General features: G+C 65.1%; 18 protein-coding genes. 9 read left to right on the top strand and 9 right to left on the bottom strand.

What is annotated here, in order from left to right; all coding sequences use genetic code 11:
- Position 1 precedes the first annotated feature (1 nt).
- Together POL67_RS07080 and POL67_RS07075 are read right to left on the bottom strand one after the other, a co-directional pair.
- Positions 2–1,183, bottom strand: a complete 1,182-nt coding sequence (locus tag POL67_RS07080; protein WP_271916320.1) for an acyl-CoA dehydrogenase family protein — start codon at positions 1,181–1,183, stop codon at positions 2–4.
- Complete coding sequence (locus tag POL67_RS07075; protein WP_271916319.1) at positions 1,183–1,548, bottom strand: hypothetical protein; 366 nt, start codon at positions 1,546–1,548, stop codon at positions 1,183–1,185. The genes POL67_RS07080 and POL67_RS07075 overlap by 1 nt, the downstream gene beginning before the upstream one ends.
- A 269-nt stretch (positions 1,549–1,817) precedes the next feature.
- On the opposite strand from POL67_RS07075, the gene POL67_RS07070 reads away from it, so the two are divergent.
- The gene (locus POL67_RS07070) at positions 1,818–2,294 is read left to right on the top strand and encodes a hypothetical protein (protein ID WP_271916318.1); all 477 of its coding nucleotides are present in this window, start codon (positions 1,818–1,820) and stop codon (positions 2,292–2,294) included.
- 285 nt (positions 2,295–2,579) lie between these two features.
- Here POL67_RS07070 and POL67_RS07065 read toward each other — a convergent pair whose 3' ends face one another.
- Both POL67_RS07065 and POL67_RS54120 read right to left on the bottom strand, forming a co-directional pair.
- The gene (locus tag POL67_RS07065) at positions 2,580–3,053 is read right to left on the bottom strand and encodes a DUF4304 domain-containing protein (RefSeq protein WP_271916317.1); all 474 of its coding nucleotides are present in this window, start codon (positions 3,051–3,053) and stop codon (positions 2,580–2,582) included.
- Positions 3,054–3,056: 3 nt separating this feature from the next.
- Positions 3,057–3,380 carry a hypothetical protein gene (locus POL67_RS54120; RefSeq protein WP_373372352.1) on the bottom strand — a complete coding sequence of 108 codons (324 nt, stop codon included), beginning with the start codon at positions 3,378–3,380 and terminating at the stop codon, positions 3,057–3,059.
- Positions 3,381–4,774: 1,394 nt separating this feature from the next.
- On the opposite strand from POL67_RS54120, the gene POL67_RS07060 reads away from it, so the two are divergent.
- The 5 genes from POL67_RS07060 (at position 4,775) to POL67_RS07040 (ending at position 8,530) form a co-directional block, all read left to right on the top strand.
- Positions 4,775–5,194 (top strand): hypothetical protein, encoded by a 420-nt coding sequence (locus POL67_RS07060; protein WP_271916316.1) that lies wholly within the window; start codon positions 4,775–4,777, stop codon positions 5,192–5,194.
- A 203-nt stretch (positions 5,195–5,397) separates the two neighbouring features.
- Positions 5,398–6,144 (top strand): hypothetical protein, encoded by a 747-nt coding sequence (locus POL67_RS07055; RefSeq protein ID WP_271916315.1) that lies wholly within the window; start codon positions 5,398–5,400, stop codon positions 6,142–6,144.
- 2 nt (positions 6,145–6,146) lie between these two features.
- Positions 6,147–6,638 carry a hypothetical protein gene (locus POL67_RS07050; protein WP_271916314.1) on the top strand — a complete coding sequence of 164 codons (492 nt, stop codon included), beginning with the start codon at positions 6,147–6,149 and terminating at the stop codon, positions 6,636–6,638.
- Between the two features lie 202 nt (positions 6,639–6,840).
- Entirely contained in the window at positions 6,841–7,578 is a 738-nt protein-coding gene (locus tag POL67_RS07045) for a hypothetical protein (RefSeq protein WP_271916313.1), read from the top strand.
- Positions 7,579–7,585: 7 nt separating this feature from the next.
- The gene (locus POL67_RS07040; protein ID WP_271916312.1) at positions 7,586–8,530 is read left to right on the top strand and encodes a hypothetical protein; all 945 of its coding nucleotides are present in this window, start codon (positions 7,586–7,588) and stop codon (positions 8,528–8,530) included.
- Between the two features lie 405 nt (positions 8,531–8,935).
- Here the strand turns inward: POL67_RS07040 and POL67_RS07035 are convergent, their stop codons facing one another.
- Both POL67_RS07035 and POL67_RS07030 read right to left on the bottom strand, forming a co-directional pair.
- The gene (locus tag POL67_RS07035; RefSeq protein ID WP_271916310.1) at positions 8,936–9,967 is read right to left on the bottom strand and encodes a hypothetical protein; all 1,032 of its coding nucleotides are present in this window, start codon (positions 9,965–9,967) and stop codon (positions 8,936–8,938) included.
- Positions 9,968–10,087: 120 nt separating this feature from the next.
- Positions 10,088–11,212: an AraC family transcriptional regulator gene (locus POL67_RS07030; protein WP_271916309.1), complete on the bottom strand. Its 1,125-nt coding sequence runs from the start codon at positions 11,210–11,212 to the stop codon at positions 10,088–10,090.
- 227 nt (positions 11,213–11,439) lie between these two features.
- Between POL67_RS07030 and POL67_RS07025 the strand changes: the two genes are divergently transcribed.
- Positions 11,440–11,790 (top strand): hypothetical protein, encoded by a 351-nt coding sequence (locus POL67_RS07025; RefSeq protein ID WP_271916308.1) that lies wholly within the window; start codon positions 11,440–11,442, stop codon positions 11,788–11,790.
- Positions 11,791–11,878: 88 nt separating this feature from the next.
- The gene (locus POL67_RS07020; protein ID WP_271916307.1) at positions 11,879–12,331 is read left to right on the top strand and encodes a hypothetical protein; all 453 of its coding nucleotides are present in this window, start codon (positions 11,879–11,881) and stop codon (positions 12,329–12,331) included.
- A 394-nt stretch (positions 12,332–12,725) separates the two neighbouring features.
- Here POL67_RS07020 and POL67_RS07015 read toward each other — a convergent pair whose 3' ends face one another.
- The 3 genes from POL67_RS07015 to POL67_RS07005 all read right to left on the bottom strand — a co-directional run bounded on the left by POL67_RS07015 (position 12,726) and on the right by POL67_RS07005 (position 16,997).
- Entirely contained in the window at positions 12,726–15,029 is a 2,304-nt protein-coding gene (locus POL67_RS07015) for an RCC1 domain-containing protein (RefSeq protein ID WP_271916306.1), read from the bottom strand.
- 211 nt (positions 15,030–15,240) lie between these two features.
- Positions 15,241–16,548: a serine hydrolase domain-containing protein gene (locus tag POL67_RS07010; RefSeq protein WP_271916305.1), complete on the bottom strand. Its 1,308-nt coding sequence runs from the start codon at positions 16,546–16,548 to the stop codon at positions 15,241–15,243.
- 203 nt (positions 16,549–16,751) lie between these two features.
- A complete protein-coding gene (locus POL67_RS07005) occupies positions 16,752–16,997 on the bottom strand; it encodes a hypothetical protein (RefSeq protein WP_271916304.1) in 246 nt (81 codons plus the stop codon).
- A 213-nt stretch (positions 16,998–17,210) separates the two neighbouring features.
- On the opposite strand from POL67_RS07005, the gene POL67_RS07000 reads away from it, so the two are divergent.
- Positions 17,211–17,618: a DUF2795 domain-containing protein gene (locus POL67_RS07000; protein WP_271916303.1), complete on the top strand. Its 408-nt coding sequence runs from the start codon at positions 17,211–17,213 to the stop codon at positions 17,616–17,618.
- Positions 17,619–17,624 lie beyond the last annotated feature (6 nt).

Here is a 17,624-nt window from a genome sequence, read left to right as displayed (position 1 = left end):
GTCAGCTCGGCAGGCCGAGGATGGCTTTGGCGATGACGTTCTTCTGGATCTCGTTGCTGCCGCCATAGATGCTGGCCGCGCGCGCGTAATTGAACTGCGGGGGGACCGAGGCCTCGGCCTCGGGGATCGTGCCCGGCGTGTTGTGCCAGGAGAGCGCATCGTGCCCCATCACGTCCATCGCGAGCTCGTACATCTGCTGCATGATCTCGCTGCCGCGAATCTTCAGGATGCTCGACTCGGCCCCCGGCGCGTGGCCGAGCTCGGCCGACGCAATCGCCCGGTAGTTCGCCATCCGGAGCGCCCAAAGCTCGATCTCCATCCGGGCGATCCGCGCGCGCCACGCCGGCACGTCGACGAGCGGCACGCCCCGCTCCTTCGTCGCCGCCGCGATCTGCTTCACGCGCCGGAGCGTCCGCGTCGACAACCCCACCGCCGCGATGTACGTGCGCTCGTGGCCGAGCAGCGCCTTCGCCAGCGTCCAGCCGCCGTGCAGCGGACCGACGAGGTTCTCCGCGGGGACCACGACGTTCTCGAAGAACGTGTCACAAAACGCCGGCGTTCCGGCGATCGTGAGCGTGGGCCGCGCCGTGACCCCGGGCGTCTTCATGTCGACGAGGAAAAAGCTGATGCCCGATTGTTTCTTCGCGCTCTTGTCGGTCCGCGCGAGCACGAAGATCCAGTCGGCGTACTGCGCGTACGTCGTCCAGGTCTTTTGCCCATTGAGCACGTAGTTGCCGTTGCCGTCGGGCTCGGCCGAGAGCTTGAGCGAGGCGAGGTCGCTGCCGGCGTTCGGCTCCGAATAGCCCTGGCACCAGACCTCCTCGCCCGCGAGGATCTTCGGCAAGAAGCGCTTCCGCTGCGCGTCGCTGCCGAACTGGAGAATGAGCGGGCCGACCATCATGAGGCCGAACGGGGAGAGCGCCGGGGCGCCGGCGAGCTCGAGCTCCTCCGTCAGGATGAAGCGGCGCGTGACGTCGAGCTTGGCGCCGCCCCATTCCGCGGGCCAATGGGGCGCGACCCATCCCTTCCCGGCGAGGATGCGGTGCCACTCCATGATCTCATCGTGCTCGAAATGCCCGTCGACGGCCGCTATCTCGCGGATGCGCGGAGGCATGGCCTCCCGGATCCACGCGCGGACCTCGTCGCGGAAGGCGATCTGCTCAGGGGTGAAGGACAGGTCCATCAGGCTCTCCGGCTTCCGTCCATAGTGCGAACGGGCGCCGAAGGGAAGGGGCTCGTCGTCGGCTGCTGCTGCGGCTCGCGTCGATGTCCGTCCTTGGAACCGTGGAGGAGGTCGAGCAGGGGTTCCTGCTCGTGGTCCTGGTAGGGCGTGGACTCCCAGCGGGAGCGGGATAGCATTTCGAGTGCCCAAGTGCCGATCTCGGTGCGGCGCTGGCGCGCGTGCGGTATGGGTGCGTCCTTCGATCCCGACCCCAGAATGAGCAGGTTACCGCGCTTGCGGACGCGGACGTGCGCGAGGTCGGGGTGCTTCTTCAACCAGCGCTCGACCGTGGAAACATCGTGTTGGATGACGAACGACTTGGCCATGGGTTCGATGCGGAGCTTGTACGAAGTCCCCAGAGAATTCGATCTGGTTGAGCCAGGACGCGTGCAGGGGTCGGAAACTGCTCGAACGGCACGGATTTGCGCTCCAGAGGACGACGACGACGGGACTCAGGCAAGGCACTCACTGCCGCGCAGAAACCACACTGGACGATACAAAACAAGGCAGGGGAGTTCTTGGACCGAAGCGGTCGCCCCGTGACCGGCCCGCACCCGCCCATAGGCGGAAAACACATACCAGGTGGATGAGAGCTATGGCGGACGAATCCATTGACTTGTTCAAGCGAATCTTTCACGAGGCGGAGGTCGTCGACATCGACTTCTCTAGGTGGGATAAATTCATCCGCATCGTAGCAGTCGCTCGAGTCATGCCACTTGGAGAGGATGGATGGTTCCAGTTGTATCAGGTCGACTTCTGTGATGTTGAGTCCTTCACTTGGCGGTCGAACCACCTCGGCGTCGAGCTAGACAAGCCGGATCAACACTGTCAACTGACGTTTATGGATTACTTGGTCAAGAAGACCAAGACTGCTTATGTATTCGAGCTCCGTGGCATTCGGCCTTCTCCCGACATTGTGATCCATTGCAAGCGCCTCGACATAAGCAGCATCAGCAAATCCGCGATCGATGCTGTGAATCCCAGATGGCATCAACCGTACCATCCACTGGCCAGGCCAAGTATCGAAGAGTTGTTCGCTGCGCGAAAGGTTCCGAAGGGTAAAACCCCGTAGAGCGGGCGGCGGAGCTGAAGCAGGCCATGGAGAAGGTGACGGCCGCTCTCCGAGACATGCCCCCCTCGCAAGTTGCATATGCATAAAATGGGATATGGTCGTTCCTATATCGACCATCTCCCAGGGCATCTGCCCAGAGATTCTCGGCGTCTACTCCCGCAGCCTGGTCCTCGGGTGAAAGAGGGAAGCGAATTTTTACGAGTCCAGACACCTTCGCACTCACTCTCCGAATGTCCCCCATCCATCGGAGTACCCCCCACGTCTGCGCCCGCGCTTCTTCGGCCTCTATGGCGGGGGCAAGCCGAGGTGTTTCCTTGCAACAAGGATGACCGAAGCGTTGTGGAACGTTCCGCCCTCGATGGCCCGTTTCAAATCGTCCACCGTTTGGAGACGATCCATGAACGGCAGGACCATGTCGTGGAACATCCCCTCAATCCCTGCGGTGCGCTGCTCGTCAGACATTTCGACATCCTCGTATCGGAGAAGCCTCTCGATCAGCGCCTTCTTGTCCGGATAGGCCGACGTCAATCTGATGCGGATGGGGCACTGGTACTCCTTTGGCCTGGGCATGCCCTCGACGCTCATTCCCTCCGGGACGAAAGCCAAATTCACGTAGAACGACGCTCCCCAGGAGGACTTCTGCAGGTTCACGACCTGCAGAAGTCCTTGTGCCTCTCGGTACCACGTAGTGCCCTTCTTCTTGAATCCTCGCGGTGCGAGCGCTTTGCCGAACAATGTTTCTACGGTCTTCTTGTCCATCGTCTATGGCCTTTTATAGGTTTCCACCGTGCCGGTCCACGTCCCACCCTCCTTGGCTTCGAGCTCCTTACGATACCCCTCCACCTGCTTTTCTCCCCTCTTGATCGCACGTCGATTGTCCGGCTTGAGCTCCTTGACTTGTTGTGTGTCATAGTTGACAGCGTCGGGCCGTTTCCTGCTTGGCAACCGTACTCCCTTCTCGAAACCGGGACCTGGGTCCCAGTCCTCGTGTGCCTGCCGGCCGGCCTTCGTTGCGGCGGTCTCTCCGTTGACAGGGCCCTTGCCCGCTGGAGCTGCCTTGAGCGCACTCCCGGCCCCGCTCGACACGGGCCGCGTCCTCGTCTTGACCGTCGTCTTCGGCGCACTCGTTCCCCCGCCGCTCCCGCTCCCCGTCGACAACGACTGCCCGTCGTGCGTCGCGGGGGGCTTCTGCTTGCCCTTCGGGATGAAGTTCTGGTGGCGCGCATGGCAAATTCGTTCGAGGCACTCCCGGCCTCGGTCTTCCGCGAGCGCGGAGACGTCCGCGGGGGTGAGCCCCAGTCCTCATACTCCCGAGCCGCGTCCTCGGACAACCTCGCCGGCTCAGCCGGCCGGACCTCGCGGGGGCTCTCCGCGACGATGGGCTCCATGCGGATCCGATGGACGAGGACCCTGGTGCAGGTACGTCCGCCCGTCCCGCCGCGTCTCCGCGCCTGCCCTGGCTCCGTGCACCGCTCGTGCGATCTCGCGATCGGCCGAGGTAGCGGCTTCGGCCGATCGGCCTTCTTGGCCTCGGTCTTCTTGGTCGCCTCGTCCTGCTTGCCCTCGACCTTCGCCGCGACCACGCGGGGCTTCGGCGGCGCCGGGCATTCGAGTCGATGGTACGGAATCGGTAAGAGTCTCGCGCTCTCGCGAGGGGCTCCAATATCGAATATATAGACGGGGCTGCCTTCGCGTCTCGCCAGGTCCACCTCCCGCGCCCCGAAAGAGGGCAAGCCATCGGAGGTGAGCGCCCAGGAGCGCTGGTCCTCCGGCACGTTCGGCGGACGCACGCAGACGTGGACGACGTTCGGCGCCTCGAAGATCCGGGCCATGGCGGCGTCTCGCGAGGAGGCGCACCCAGACAAAACGAGAAGCTGCGCGACGAGCGCGGCCATGAACCCAATGGTCGAACGATTGCCACGACAAATGAATGCATTGCACGTCCGGCCGATCGGACGCGTCGAGGGAAGCCAGGCCATGGAAGGACCTTCCGTTCCCGCAGGCCACACCAAGCCGCCCCCGTGGCGCTGTGCGCGGGCCTGCGTTGTTCCTGACGATCCTTGTGCACGGCAAAGGCGGAGCCGCGCAAGCGCATTCGCAGGCTGGCGGGACACACAATGTCCGTGCGCGACGGGTCGATGATTCTCGACGTCACAGCGTGTTTACGTTGAGGATGCCTCCCGCGTCGTATCCGACCATCGACCGGCGCGCCTCCGACCTCCACGATCTGCATCGACGACGCCCCCGGGCCTTGCCGACAACCGCCGCGAGCCCGTCGACGAAGCCCCCGGGCGGAGGTCTTGACGGGGCTCGCGGAAGATCATCCCGAGCAAGAAGACGCAGCGCCGACGGAGACGTACCCTGCGGGCGCTTGGGACCCACCTGGCGAAACGAGGAGAGAGCTGAAGATGTGGCGAAAATTAGAGCCCGAGGAGATCGCGTTCAATGAGCGAACCAACGCGGTATTCTTGTCCGAAGAGATGAGCTTCGAGGAGGCGGTTCGCGAATATCGCCAAATCGAGACCGAATTCGTCGAGCGGGCAGGCGACAACGAATCCCATGTCGTGAAAACCAGGCGACGGATCACAGAGTGGCTCCTGAGGCATGCGCACACGGACGAGCAACCCCATGAGGTGTGCCGGGAGATCTGGCACGAGCTTGTGCAGCGGGGATTCTCCGACATCGAGACTCGCTACCGGATGAGCGGCATCTATGCGCGGTGCTGCCAAATGAATGGCGAGTTCGACGCTGGCCTCGCGGTGACGGAACCGCTCATCGCCGAGTCCGAGCAGAGGCTCGCGGATCCGACGCTCCCGCCGAACCCGCGTGCCTTTTACGAACACGAGCTCGCGATCGACCGCAAGATACGAGACGAGCTCAAAGCCGGCATCCGACGGTGAGCGAGGCACGTGGGTGGTCTCGACGGAGGAGGAACGCGGAGAGGGGGGCTCGCCGGTCATAGATGATCCGAGCGCGACCCTCGCCGTCGAGCCCGACGCCTCGAAACGTATAGAAGCAGGCTCACAAACTTGTCCTTGGGTGATTCCGAGCCTGTACCCTCCTCGGTCGAGCGGCGGCCGAGCGTGCCGGGGACGGAGGCGGAATGCCCAGGGTCAACGTCTGGATCGAGGGGATCGTTTTGGCGTGCGTGACGATGTCGGTTGTCCCGTTGGGCTGCGCGAGCAATATCGAATCTCCTCCGCTGAAACAAACGCCGACCCGTGAAGGGCCACACGCGCCGAACAAGACCATCGCGCGCCTGCGAGACTGCGTCGAGGAGTACGGCGGGGACCTCGGCGGAGAAGCCTTCGAGTTTCACTACGACGTGAAGGTCGACGAAGAGGGGCAGGTGGCCTCTGTGAAGTCGGACGTCTTGCATGCCGATTTCAGCGGGTGCACGCGGGCGGCGCTCCGGGCGATGGAGGTGCCGCCGGAGCTTTTCCTGACGTGGATGTCCCAGCCCCTCGCTCGGGGAGACAGGCAGAAAAACGCGGCGCGTGGGCTCGTCGGCGATCTCGTCATCGTGGGCGTGACGATCGCCCTGGCCCCCCTCATCATCGAAGCGGCCGGGGTGACGATCGTGATTATGATCGGGGTCGCAATCGCCGAGGACGTCGTGGAGGCAGTTCGGAGGAGGAGAACGAAGAAGGACGAATGCACGGACGGTTATGTGGACTGCATGGATAGCAAGCTGGGTGACGAGCTGGGGAACAACTGGAACACAACCAGATGCGCGACATGCTTGGAGGTATGCAACAATAAAGGGTCATGGCCGTCGCAGGTCCCGGTGGGGGAGGACCTTGTGCCCTGCGGGCGCTTGGACCCACCTGGCGAAATTAGGAGAAATTGAATATGCTCCGAAAATTAGAGCCCGAGGAGATCGCGTTCAATCAACGCATCAACGCGGTATTCTTGTCCGAAGAGTTGACCTTCGAGGAAGCGGTTCGCGAATATCGCGGAATCGAGGAGGAATTCGTCGAGCGGGCAGGCGACAACGAATCCCATGTCGTGGAGACCAGGCGGCGTATCACCGAGTGGCTCCTGAGCGAGGCGCTCAGAGACGAGCAACCCCACGAGGTTTGCCGGGAGATCTGGCACGAGCTTGTGCAGCGGGGGTTCTCCGACCGCGACAGACGCTACTGGATGAGCGGCATCTATGCGCGGTGCTGCCAAATGAATGGCGAGTTCGACGCTGGCCTCGCCGTGATCGAACCGCTCATCGCCGAGGCCGAGCAGGCGCTCGCGGACCCGGCGCTCCCGCCGAACCCGCGTATTTTTTACGAATACGCGCTCCCGATCGACCGCAAAATACGAGACGAGCTCAAAGCCGGCATCCGAGGGTGAGCGGCGCACGTGGGTGGTCTCGACGGAGGACGAACGCGGAGAGGGGGCTCGCCCGTCATGGATGATCCGAGCGCGCCCCTCGCCGTCGAGCCCGACGCCTCGAAACGTATAGAAGCAGGCTCACAAACTTGCCCTTTGGTGATTCTGAGCCTGTACCCTCCTCGGTAGAGCGGCGGCCGCGCAAGCCAGGGACGGATAGGGAATGTCTAGGGCCAACGTCTGGATCGAGGGGATGGTTTTCGCGTGCGTGACGATGTCGGCTGTCCCGTTTGGCTGTGCGAGCAATATCGAATCTCCTCCGCTGAAACAAACGCCGACCAGCGAAGGGCCACACGCGCCGAATAAGACCATCGCGCGCCTGCGAGACTGCGTCGAGGAGTACGGCGGGGACCTCGGCGGAGAAGCCTTCGAGTTTCACTACGACGTGAAGGTCGACGAAGAGGGGCAGGTGGCCTCTGTGAAGTCGGACGTCTTGCATGCCAATTTCAGCGGGTGCACGCGGGCGGCGCTCCGGGCGATGGAGGTGCCGCCGGAGCTTTTCCTGACGTGGATGTCCCAGCCCCTCGCTCGGGCAGACAGGCAAGAAAACGCGGCGCGTGGACTCGCCGGCAATCTCGTCATCGTGGGCGTGACCATCGCCCTGGCCCCCATCATCATCAAAGCGACCGGGGTGACGATCGTGTTTATGATCGGGATCGCGATCGCCGAGGATGTGGTGGAGGCGGTTCGAAGGAGGAAATCGAAGAAGGACGAGTGCAGGGACGGTTATGTGGAGTGCATGGATAGCAGGGTGGGTGACGAGTTGGGGAACAATTGGAACACATCCAGATGCGAAACATGCAGGGAAATATGCCAGAGGCACAACTCTTGGCCGTCGCACGTGCTCATCTGGGACGAATGGGTGCCCTGCGGGCGCTTGGAACCAAACTGGCGAAAGTAGAAGAGATATGTTGCGAAAACTAGAGCCGGAAGAAATCGCCTTCATCGAGCGAATGAACGCGGTCTACTTGTCCGAAGAGCTGGACTTCGAGGAAGCGGTCCGCGAATATCGCCAAATCGAGGCGGAATTTGTCGAGCGGGCAGGCGACAACGAGTACCATGTCGTGGAGACCAGGCGGCGCATCACGGAGTGGATCCTGAGCGAGGCGCTCAGAGACGAGCAACCCCACGAGGTTTGCCGGGAGATCTGGCACGAGCTTTTGCAGCGGGGGTTCTCCGGCATCGAGAAACGACACTCGATGAGCGGCATCTATGCGCGGTGCTGCCAACTGAATGGTGAGTTCGAAGCCGGCCTTGCGGTGATCGAGCCGCTCATCGCCGAGGCCGAGCAGGGGCTCGCGGATCCGACGCTCCCGCCGAACCCGCGTGCCTTTTACGAACAGGAACTCGCGATCGACCGCAAGATACGAGACGAGCTCAAAGCCGGCATCCGATCGCTCATGCAACGAATCGAAGCGGTCTACTTCTCCGACGAGATGAGCTTCGAGGAAGCGGTTCGCGAATATCGCCGAATCGAAGAGGAATTTGTCGAGCGGGCAGGCGACAACGAAGCCGATGTCGTGGAAACCAGGCGGCGCATCACCGAGTGGCTCCTGGACCATGCGCTCGAAAAAGAGCAACCCCACGAGGTTTGCCGGGAGATCTGGCACGAGCTTTTGCAGCGGGGGTTCTCCCGCATCGAGGAACGACACAGGTCAAGCCGCATCTATGCGCGGTGCTGCCAAATGAATGGTGAGTTCGACGCCGGTCTCGCGGTGATCGAACCGCTCATCGCCGAGGCCGAGCAGGAGCTCGAGGATGCGGCGCTCCCGGACCCGCATGCATTTTATGAACACGAGCTTGAGAAGCACCGCGAGATACGAGACGAACTCAAAGCCGGCATCCGAGGGTGAGCGGCGCACGTGGGGGAGATCGCTCCACCTCCGCCAGGAGGTCGCTCCACCTCCGCCAGGAGGTCGATCCACCTCCGACCGGAGGTCGATCCACCTCCGCCAGGAGGTCGCCCCCCTCCGCTCGGCGGCCGGCCTGGCTCCCCGAGGAGGTCCCCCTCCTCCGCCTCGAAATCGGCTAGCTCCGCCCGGAAATTAGCTTCCTCCCCCAGGAGGTCGTCCCCCTCCGCCGGGAGATGCAGCACCTCCGATGTGCGGCCGTTCACCTCTGGTAGGAGCCCCCGCGTCCCCTTCCGGACGTCCGCAACCTCCGGGAAGAGGTCGTCGAACACCCAGGAGGGGTCCTCCACCGCCGAGGAGACCTCCTCGATCTCCGGAAAGAGGTTCCCTACCTCCGGGGCGATAGCCCTACGGCGTCGTCGCGGTGAACTGCACGCCGCCGCCATCCTTGGCGATCTGCGGCGTGATGATGACGTTCGGCGGAGGCGGCTCGGGACGGTTGGCCATCCCGATGATGAGGCCCGTCAGCGAGAGGCCCACAAGCCCGCAGCCCACAGCGCCCACGGCATACCAGGTATTCGCGGATGCGTCGCCTTTCGAGGCTAGCCCAAAACCAATCCCAGCGGCGCCGACGCCAAGCCCCATCCCAACTCCGCTCACGACCATGAGTCCTTTTGGCCACGTGGGCGGATCCCCCTTCGCTCCACTCGACAGGTTTGCATTGATGTTGAAATGAAGCGGCGGGGTGGGGAACTGGACATACTGCGCATGGATACGCTGCTGCATCGCGATCCGTAGCTCCTTTCGTTCCCCGGCTTTGATGTCCACGTGCGTCTCGTTCATCCAGTACCCGGAAGCGTTCGCTTTGATCTCGTGGCTTCCGGGCTCGACGTAGATCTCGTCGTGGTAGGGCCAGTCCATCACGAGTTCGCCGTCCACCGTGATGCGCACGCCGGCGATGTTGATCCGGAGCGCGATCGTCCCGACGCGCTTCGCGCAGTAGGCCAATACCGTCCGTACCTCTTCGACCGGGTGCAACTTGTAGTCGCGCAGGGCCCAAAACGCGATGACGTCTTGGATGTTGCGTGCGCAAGGGAGGAACAAACCTGCGCGAGCCTGGGCCAAGCCAAGCTCCAATTGTGTATCCGGCAGACTGTTGTGCGCGTAGGCATCCTGGTACTTTTCGAGAGCCGCCGCGACCTTGCCTGCTTTCTCCAACGCCTGCGCCTCCAGGAGGAGCTTCCTGGTCGATGCGTGGAAGAGCGTCATGATGGCTCGATCGGTCGTGTACACGGTGTACGGGATCTTGAGGTTCTCGGGCACCTCGGTAGGTTCCGTGGAGGCCGGAGCGCTGACCCCTACCCCTTCCTCGGCCAGCGACACCGACGAGGAGACCGAAACCGCGAGGAGGAGCGGGCTAGCGAGGAGTAGGTGCTTCATGAGAGGCACGCTACACCCGCCCTCCTAGGCTGGTCAAGACGAACCGTTTGCCCGCGTGCACGCCGTCAAACCCTACGTGTTCGCGGGCAAACCTACGGTTCGTCCAGGACCGACGGTCCTTCACCCCGCCTCGTCCCCGTCGCCTTTGCGCAGCTCCTGCGGGGTGCGGCCGGTCCAGCGGCGGAAGGCGCGATAGAAGCTGCTCCGCTCCGTGTAGCCGAGGAGGAAGGCGATCTCCTGAATCGAGAGGGATCGGTCCTGCAGATAACGGTCGCAGAGGGCGCGGCGCTGCTCGTCGAGCAGATCGTTGAAGACGACGCCCTCGTCCTTGAGGCGGCGCTGCAAGGTGCGTGGGCTCAGGGCGAGGCGCCGGGCGATTTGATCCTGGGACGGGGCGCCGCCGCGCAGCTCGTCGACGAGGAGGCGGCGCACACGATCGGCGAGGCCATTCTCGTGCGGGAAGCTATCGAGCTGGGTCCGGGCCTGCTCCTCCAGATAGGCGCGGAGACGCGGGTTGGCGAGGCGAAGCGGCCTTTCGAGCTCTTCGCGATCGACGATCATCCGTGTCTCGGGCATCTCGAAGCGCACCGGACAGCGGAACGCCTCGTCGTGGGGGCGAAGATCCCGCGGGGCGGCGTGCTGGAACCAGACCTCACGCGGCTGAAAGTCCTCGCCGATGTAGATGCTGAGGCTCTTCACCCAGGTCGCTGCGATCGACTCCGCCATCGCGCCGATCCGGCGGATGGAGGGGTGCAACGCGCGGCGGAGACGGGCGTCGCCGCCCTCCAGGTCGAGGACAGGGAGCAGCATCTCGTGGACGAGGTGCCGGTAGCGGTCGGCTTGCAGCACGGCCTCGCCGAGCGTGGCGGCGTGCGCGGCCATGTACGTGAGGAGGTTTCCGTGATCGAACTCGAAGGCGGCGCCGTAGGTCAGCCCGAGCGAGCCTTTCGAAAAACGAGGCACCGCGAGGCGCCACAAAGCCACGTACCGCGCCATGGAGACGCGCTGATCGGGATCCACGAGCTCGATCTCCCCGACGCCCGCCTCGGCGAGGAGCGGCCGAGGATCGAGGCCGGCGCCTTCGAGGACGCTCGACAGGTGCCGGATGGCGCCTGCGTGGACCGTGCTCGTCACCTCCGGCGCGCGGAGCGAGCGGACGCGCTCGTGCGGATCTCGTTGGCTGCTCGAGGCCGCCCCTGCGAGCCCCTCCTCCGCGTTCGTGTGCCTGCCCATCCCTCTGTTCATGACACCGGCGCGGCGCGTGGAGGCGTTGGTTTCTTGCCTTCGTGTCGGCGGACGCAACAACGTTGTCGCGAGCGGACACTGGCGAGAACTCGAAGGGGCGGGCATTCTCGATTTCATCGGTGAGCGCGGTGAGCGCGAGGGCAGCGCCGGATCGGCGGCCCCGCGCGGCTGCGCTCGCGATTCACGTCCCACACGACCGCGTGTCGTGTGACGGAAGGAGAATGGTCATGCTCAAGAAGATCCTCGCTGGTTTTGGTCTCGCGTTTTCGCTCGTCGCGTGCCTCGGCGCGCCGGAGGAGGGGGTCACCCCGGACGAAGGCGAGGTCGGCGTCGCGGAGCAGGCGCTGCGGCCGTCCGGCCGTTATCGCACCTACTACAGCGACGCCTCGCATACGGTGGCGATCGGCTGGGAGAACCGGGAGTGCGATTGGCGGTACGACTCGTCCGACGGGGACTTCAGCAATTACTACAAAGAATATCGCTACGATTGCGCCCCGCCCGCCGATCCCTTCCTGCCGGCGACGGACTGCTGGACCTGTTCGTCGGCGACGTCGTGCACCCTCCGGTCGTGCCCGTAGGATCCTGCTAGGACACGCCGAGCGGACCCCCTCGACCAAGCCAACGTGCGAAGCTCGCACGAATAATTGTCTAAACAGTTCACCCGAGGTGCTCGCCAAGGGCTGGTACATGGCCTACCAGCGCCAAGCGACAGCCAATCTCGGCAACTCACACAAAGAAGGAAATGTCATGTCGACAAATCAGTTCAATCGCACCGCCACCACCTTGATCATGGGTATCGGCATCTCGCTGCTTTTTGGTTGCCAGGGCGAGTTGGAGCCCACCCAGGCGGACGACAACGGGAGCACCGCGGACGACACGGCTGAGTCGCAGTTGGAGCTCAACACCAACCAGGCTGACCTCGGAGTCGAGAGCGATGCGGCACCTGACTGCTGGGACTGGTGCGTTGGCGGCTGCTATAACGAGCGCTCTACGTGTGAAAATTACTGCATCAGGATGTGGGGCAACTACGATGACATGGGCTACTTGACGGGTTGCTTCCAAGACTGCGGCAGCAATTACAACATCTGTACACAAGGCTGCTTTTTCATGTGCGAATAAGCGCCCAATAAAGGTCGGTCTCCTCGCCCGGCTCCGCGTCGGGGGCGGGAGCGGGCGGGTCCGCGGTGGACGCATGGAGCGCCATCGAGGTCACGAGGAGCGCGGAAGCGAGGGACGTCGAGAAGACAAGCGAGAAACGGATTGCAGGTGTCTTTCTCGACATAGCCTGCGTGCTTGTCCTTGCTCGAGAACACGACGGGGAAAAGCGCGCCGTCCTTCATGGCCGTGGCGCAGGCGGGCAGGTCCCCGCAGGCGCCACATTCGGTCGTCTTTTCGCAGAGCGTGGCCTGGTGGTGCCCGCTGCGTTCGATAGCCCGAGCGGGCATTCGCCTGACCGCTTCCACGGTGCCGGGAAATGCCCTGTATCGAGGTGCACGAAGCAGGGGCGCTCACCTCACGGCCGCGCGCCTACCCGAGCGCTCTGCCGCCTTCGCCGCAGCGCGAGCAAGAGCCCAAGACCGATCCAGGGGGCTCCGTTCGCCGAGCCGCCCCCGACGACGCAGGCGCCACAGCCACTCTCGCTCGACGGGATTTCCCCGGCGCTACCGCCTGCGCCTGCACCCGTGGTCGTGCTCGTCGCCATCATCCCGCCGGTCCCGGTCGCGCTGCCGCCGCTGCCGCCGCTCCCGCCGGTCCCGGTCGCGCTACCGCCGCTGCCGCCGCCACCGCCGGTCCCGGTCGCGCTGCCGCCGCTGCCGCCGCCACCGCCGCTCCCGGTCCCGCTGCCTCCGCTACCGCCGCCACCGCCGCTCCCGGTCGCGCTGCCGCCGCCACCGCCGCCACCGCCGGTCCCGGTCGCGCTCGAGCTCGACGTCGGTCCCTCGATCTGGCACACGCCGGCGAGGCAAACCCCGCCTGCACAAGGTGTGTTATCCGGCTTGGGGATCGGTGAGCACACCCCATTGACCGGGTTGCAGAGCCCAACTTCGCACTCGCCCACCGGCGGGCAGACAAGCTCGTTGGCTCCGGTGCACATCCCATTCTGGCACGTGTCCGTTTGCGTGCACGCGTCGCCATCGTCGCATCCCGCCCCATCGGCCTTTGCCGGTGTGGAGCATAGGCCCGTCGCGACATCGCAGATGCCCGCATCGTGGCATTGGTCCGGTGCCACGCAGGTCACCGGGCTCGCGCCGATGCACGTACCCGACTGGCACGTGTCCGTCTGCGTGCAGGCATTGCCATCGTTGCACGACGTGCCGTTGGGCTTCGACGGATTACCGGAGCACACGCCCGTCGCGGGGTTGCAGGTGCCCGCGACATGGCATTGGTCGGACGCTGCGCACATCACCGGGCTCGCGCCGGCGCAGGTGCCCGACTGGCACGTGTCCACCTGTGTGCAAGCATTGCCGTCGTTGCATGCCGTCCCGTTCGGCATCGGCGCGGTGACACATGCGCCCGTCCCCACGTCGCATGCCGCCATGGCGCCGCACATCGAGAAGAGGCTGAGTCCGCTCGTTTGCACAGCCGTGCTGTGATTGACGGTCGTAGCGTCGCCAAGCTGACCATGGAGGTTGTACCCCCAGGTCCACACCGTACCGTCCGACGTCAGCACCACGCTGTGCGCGTAGCCCCCCGCCACCGCGGTGATGTCACTCAAATTCAGCTGTTCGGGCAGATGTTTGTCGCTGGTCGAGCCGTCTCCGAGCTGGCTTCTGAGGTTGTCCCCCCAGGCGTGGACCGTGCCGTCCGACTTCAGCGCCAAGGTGTGGTCGTAGCCCGTCACCACCGCGACCACGCCTACGATTCCAATTGTTTTCACCGGAGTGCGTCGATCGGTGGCCGTGCCGTCCCCGAGCTGGCCACTGACATTGCGCCCCCAGGCGTGGACCGTGCCGTCCGATTTCAGCGCCGCGCTGTGGCTTGCACCCGCCGCCACCGCGGTGATGCCGCTCAGACTGCTCGTTTTCACGGGCTTGTGTCGGTCGGTGGTCGTGTTGTCGCCGAGCTGGCCGAAGAAGTTTCGCCCCCAGGCCCAGACCGTGCCGTCCGACTTCAGCGCGAGGGTGTGTGTGTGGCCCGCCGTCACCGCGGTGATGCCGCTGAGCCCGCTCACTTGCACGGGCGTGAGTCGGTCGGTGGTCGTGTTGTCGCCGAGCTGGCCTTCGTAGTTACGCCCCCAGGCCCAGACCGTGCCGTCCGACTTCAGCGCGACCGTGTGGTAGTTGCCCGTCGCCACCGCGGCGACACCGCTCAGCCCGCTCACTTGCACGGGCGTGAGTCGATTGGTGGTGGTGTTGTCGCCGAGCTCGCCTTCGTAGTTTCGCCCCCAGGCCCAGACCGTGCCGTCCGCCTTCAGCGCCACGGTGTGTTCGACGCCCGTCGCGACCGCGGTGACGCCGCTCAGCCCGTCCACAGGCACAGGCGTGAGTCGTTCGGTGGTGGTGTTGTCCCCGATCTGACCGAGGTTGTTGTATCCCCAGGCCCAGACGGTGCCGTCCGACTTCAGCGCCACGGTGTGGAAGTAGCCCGCAGCAAGGCTCACCGCCGCGCAGCGCGCCGGATTCCCGTTGCAGTCACCCAGGCTGCCCGCTCCCGCCGTCAACGCTTCCCGCGCCTCGGCCGTCTCCTCCGACGCCGGACTCGCGGCCTGCCCGCCCCCGTCGCCTCCTGCGCCCATCCCCGAGGAATCGACGCCACAGGCGCCCGCAAGCAAAACGAGCGGCCCGAGCCACCGCGGTCGATAGAATCGATGATTCATCACGTGAGTTCCTTCTTGGAAAGAGACGGCGAGAGGACGCGCCGGGATTCCTCGTTACGTCGCGGGCGAGCCACGATGCAACCCTTCGAATCGGACCGTGTCCGACACGCGGTCGAGCGGCAGGCTTGCGCCAGGAGATCGCCTCTGGAAGGAGGCGGAGGAACGCCGAGCCTGCGGTGGAGAGGCGGATCAGCCCGGCGAGGCGAAGAGCTCAGGCGCCGTCGGTCACGGCTCCGACCACGCCGTCGAAGAATTCCCCGCAGCTCGTCGTGTCGAGGAGCCGATCCCACCCGCGCTCGTCGAAGGGCTGGGGCAGGCCGTGGTTCGTGAGCAGGACGGCGAAGAGCTGCCGCGAAGGATCGACCCACATGTACGTGCCCGCGCCGCCCGCCTTGCCATACGAGCCCGGCGAGAGGCGCGTGCCGCCGTTCGAAAATCGCGGCGTGAAGAGCTCCCAGCCAAAGCCCTTCGGCGTCGACATCAGGTTCATCAGCGGCGACGTGTCCGTCTTGCCCGCGTCGACGAACGGCGTCTGATCCGCGACCATCTCGGCGGCGAGCTCCGGCGCGAGGATGCGCCTTCCGGCATACGTGCCGCCGCTGAGCACCATCTGGCAAAACGTGGCCACGTCCTTCACCGTGGAGAACGCGCCGTCGCAGCCGCACACGCCGCCGAGCAGAAAGTCCAGATCATCCTGCACCGCGCCCCGCACGACCGCGCTGCGCCGCTCCGTGGGGCCCGTCGCCGCGATGCGCGGCAGGAGCGCCGGGGGAGGATTGTACGTCGTGTCGACCATTCCGAGCGGCCGCCACACATGGTCACGGGCGACCACGTCGAGCGTCGTGCCCGAGGCCACCTCCACGAGCTTGCCGAGCAGGCGATACGTGAGGTCGCTGTATTCGACCTTCGTCCCTGGTGGATATTCGAGTGGTGTCGCCGCCATTTTCCGCCATATCTCGTCCGGCTTCCCCTCGTAGATACGGTTGTCGAGCGGCAGCCCCGACGAATACCGGAGCATGTCCCGCACCGTCACCCGCTCCTTCCCCTCCCCCTTGAACGTCGTCAGGTACTTGACAACCGGATCGTCGAGGCGGAGCTTGCCCTGGTCGACGAGGACGAGCACCGAAATGGCCGTCGACACGACCTTCGTCATTGATTCGAGGTCAAAGAGAGTGTCGAGCGTGACGGGGTCGCCGCCCCCGCGGACCTTCTTGCCGTACGCGTGCTCCGCGACGATCTTGCCGTGCCGCGCCACGAGGGCCGCGAATCCCGGGAAGGCCTCGTCGTTCACGCGGCGCTCGAGGCGCGCAAACGCGTCCTGCAGCCGCGCGAAGGACATGCCCACGTTCTCGGGGGCGTCCAGCACGAGCGGCCCCGTCGAGGGCGCGGGCGGCCTCGGCGCTACCTTCGTCTCCGCGCCGCCCGACGCGGGCGTCGGGCAGCACGCCGAGGCGAGGAACAAGGCCCCAAACCCTTGGAGGAGGCGGCGGCGATCGAAGGGGGACGTGACTTGGCCCATAAGAAGGGGGATTCTTCGTTAGCGGGGGATGGAAGCTTCCTTGCGGGTACACGCGAGGCGTGGGCGCGCAAGCGCAACATTTTGCCGACATTCACACGGGCAGCAAGGTCCTCGTCGAGGGGGTGGGCCATTTTGGGACCGAGGTTTGGGGGCGGAGCCCGGCGCGCCCGAGCGGGCCCCCGAGCGTCCCGGGGCAGGGCCCGTCACTTCGTGCCAGCGGATTTCCTCGACGTCCAGGCGGGCGGATCACTGGCGGGGAAGGACTCCTCGGACGCCTCGTCCACGCGCTCGTCCGCGACCGTTTTGGGCTCGAGCACCCGGGGCTCGCCTTCTTCCCAGGCGATCGGCGGCCGGCCGTGCTCGGGCTCGTCCGCCGGCGTGCATCCGCTCGGCTTCTCGGGCTGGGCCGTTCGCTCGTTTTGATCCCGGGGGTTCCAGTTCTGCGCCATGAGGTTTCCTCCCGCAGGTCTCATGCCCGCCTCGCCGCAGACCGCAAGAGGAGCGAAGAACGGGCCGGGCCGCCCGCGATGCGGCGCGCCGAGCGCAACCGCAATGGATCACTCGGCCAAACCCTGGACGCGGGTCTTCCTGCGCCCAACGAATGCGGCGAGACCGAGCCACTCCGCATCCGGTTGGCCGCACGCCACGCGAGGAGATAGACCATGGCCGAAAAAAACAAGGATGAGAGCAAGGGCACGATGACCGTCCAAGAGGCGGGTCACCTCGGCGGCAAGGAGGTTCAACACCAGCGAGACCTCCGCGATCGGAAGGAGGTCCGCGGACAGGCCTACGACAAGCCGGGGCCGCCCGAGGGGACGGCGTTCGGCATCGGCGCGATCACGCAGGCGCTCTCCGGCCTGGCGTTCCCCGTGACGAAGCAAGACCTGCTCGCGCGGGCGGGCAACCAGACGATCGAGTATCGCAAGGGGCAGCCCGTCTCGCTTCGCCAGATCATCGAGGATCTCGAAGACGAGTCGTTCCCCTCGATGGCGAACGTCGTTCAGGCGGTGAGCGGCGCCCTCAAGGAAGAGGGGCTCAGCGGCGGTGGGAAAGACGAGAAGGCGGCCTGAGGCCGG

It is taken from the genome of Polyangium mundeleinium, assembly GCF_028369105.1.
Taxonomy (GTDB): Bacteria; Myxococcota_A; Polyangia; order Polyangiales; family Polyangiaceae; genus Polyangium; species Polyangium mundeleinium.
The sequence above is the reverse complement of the archived record's forward strand: the minus strand, read 5'-3'. Positions and strand labels throughout refer to the sequence as shown.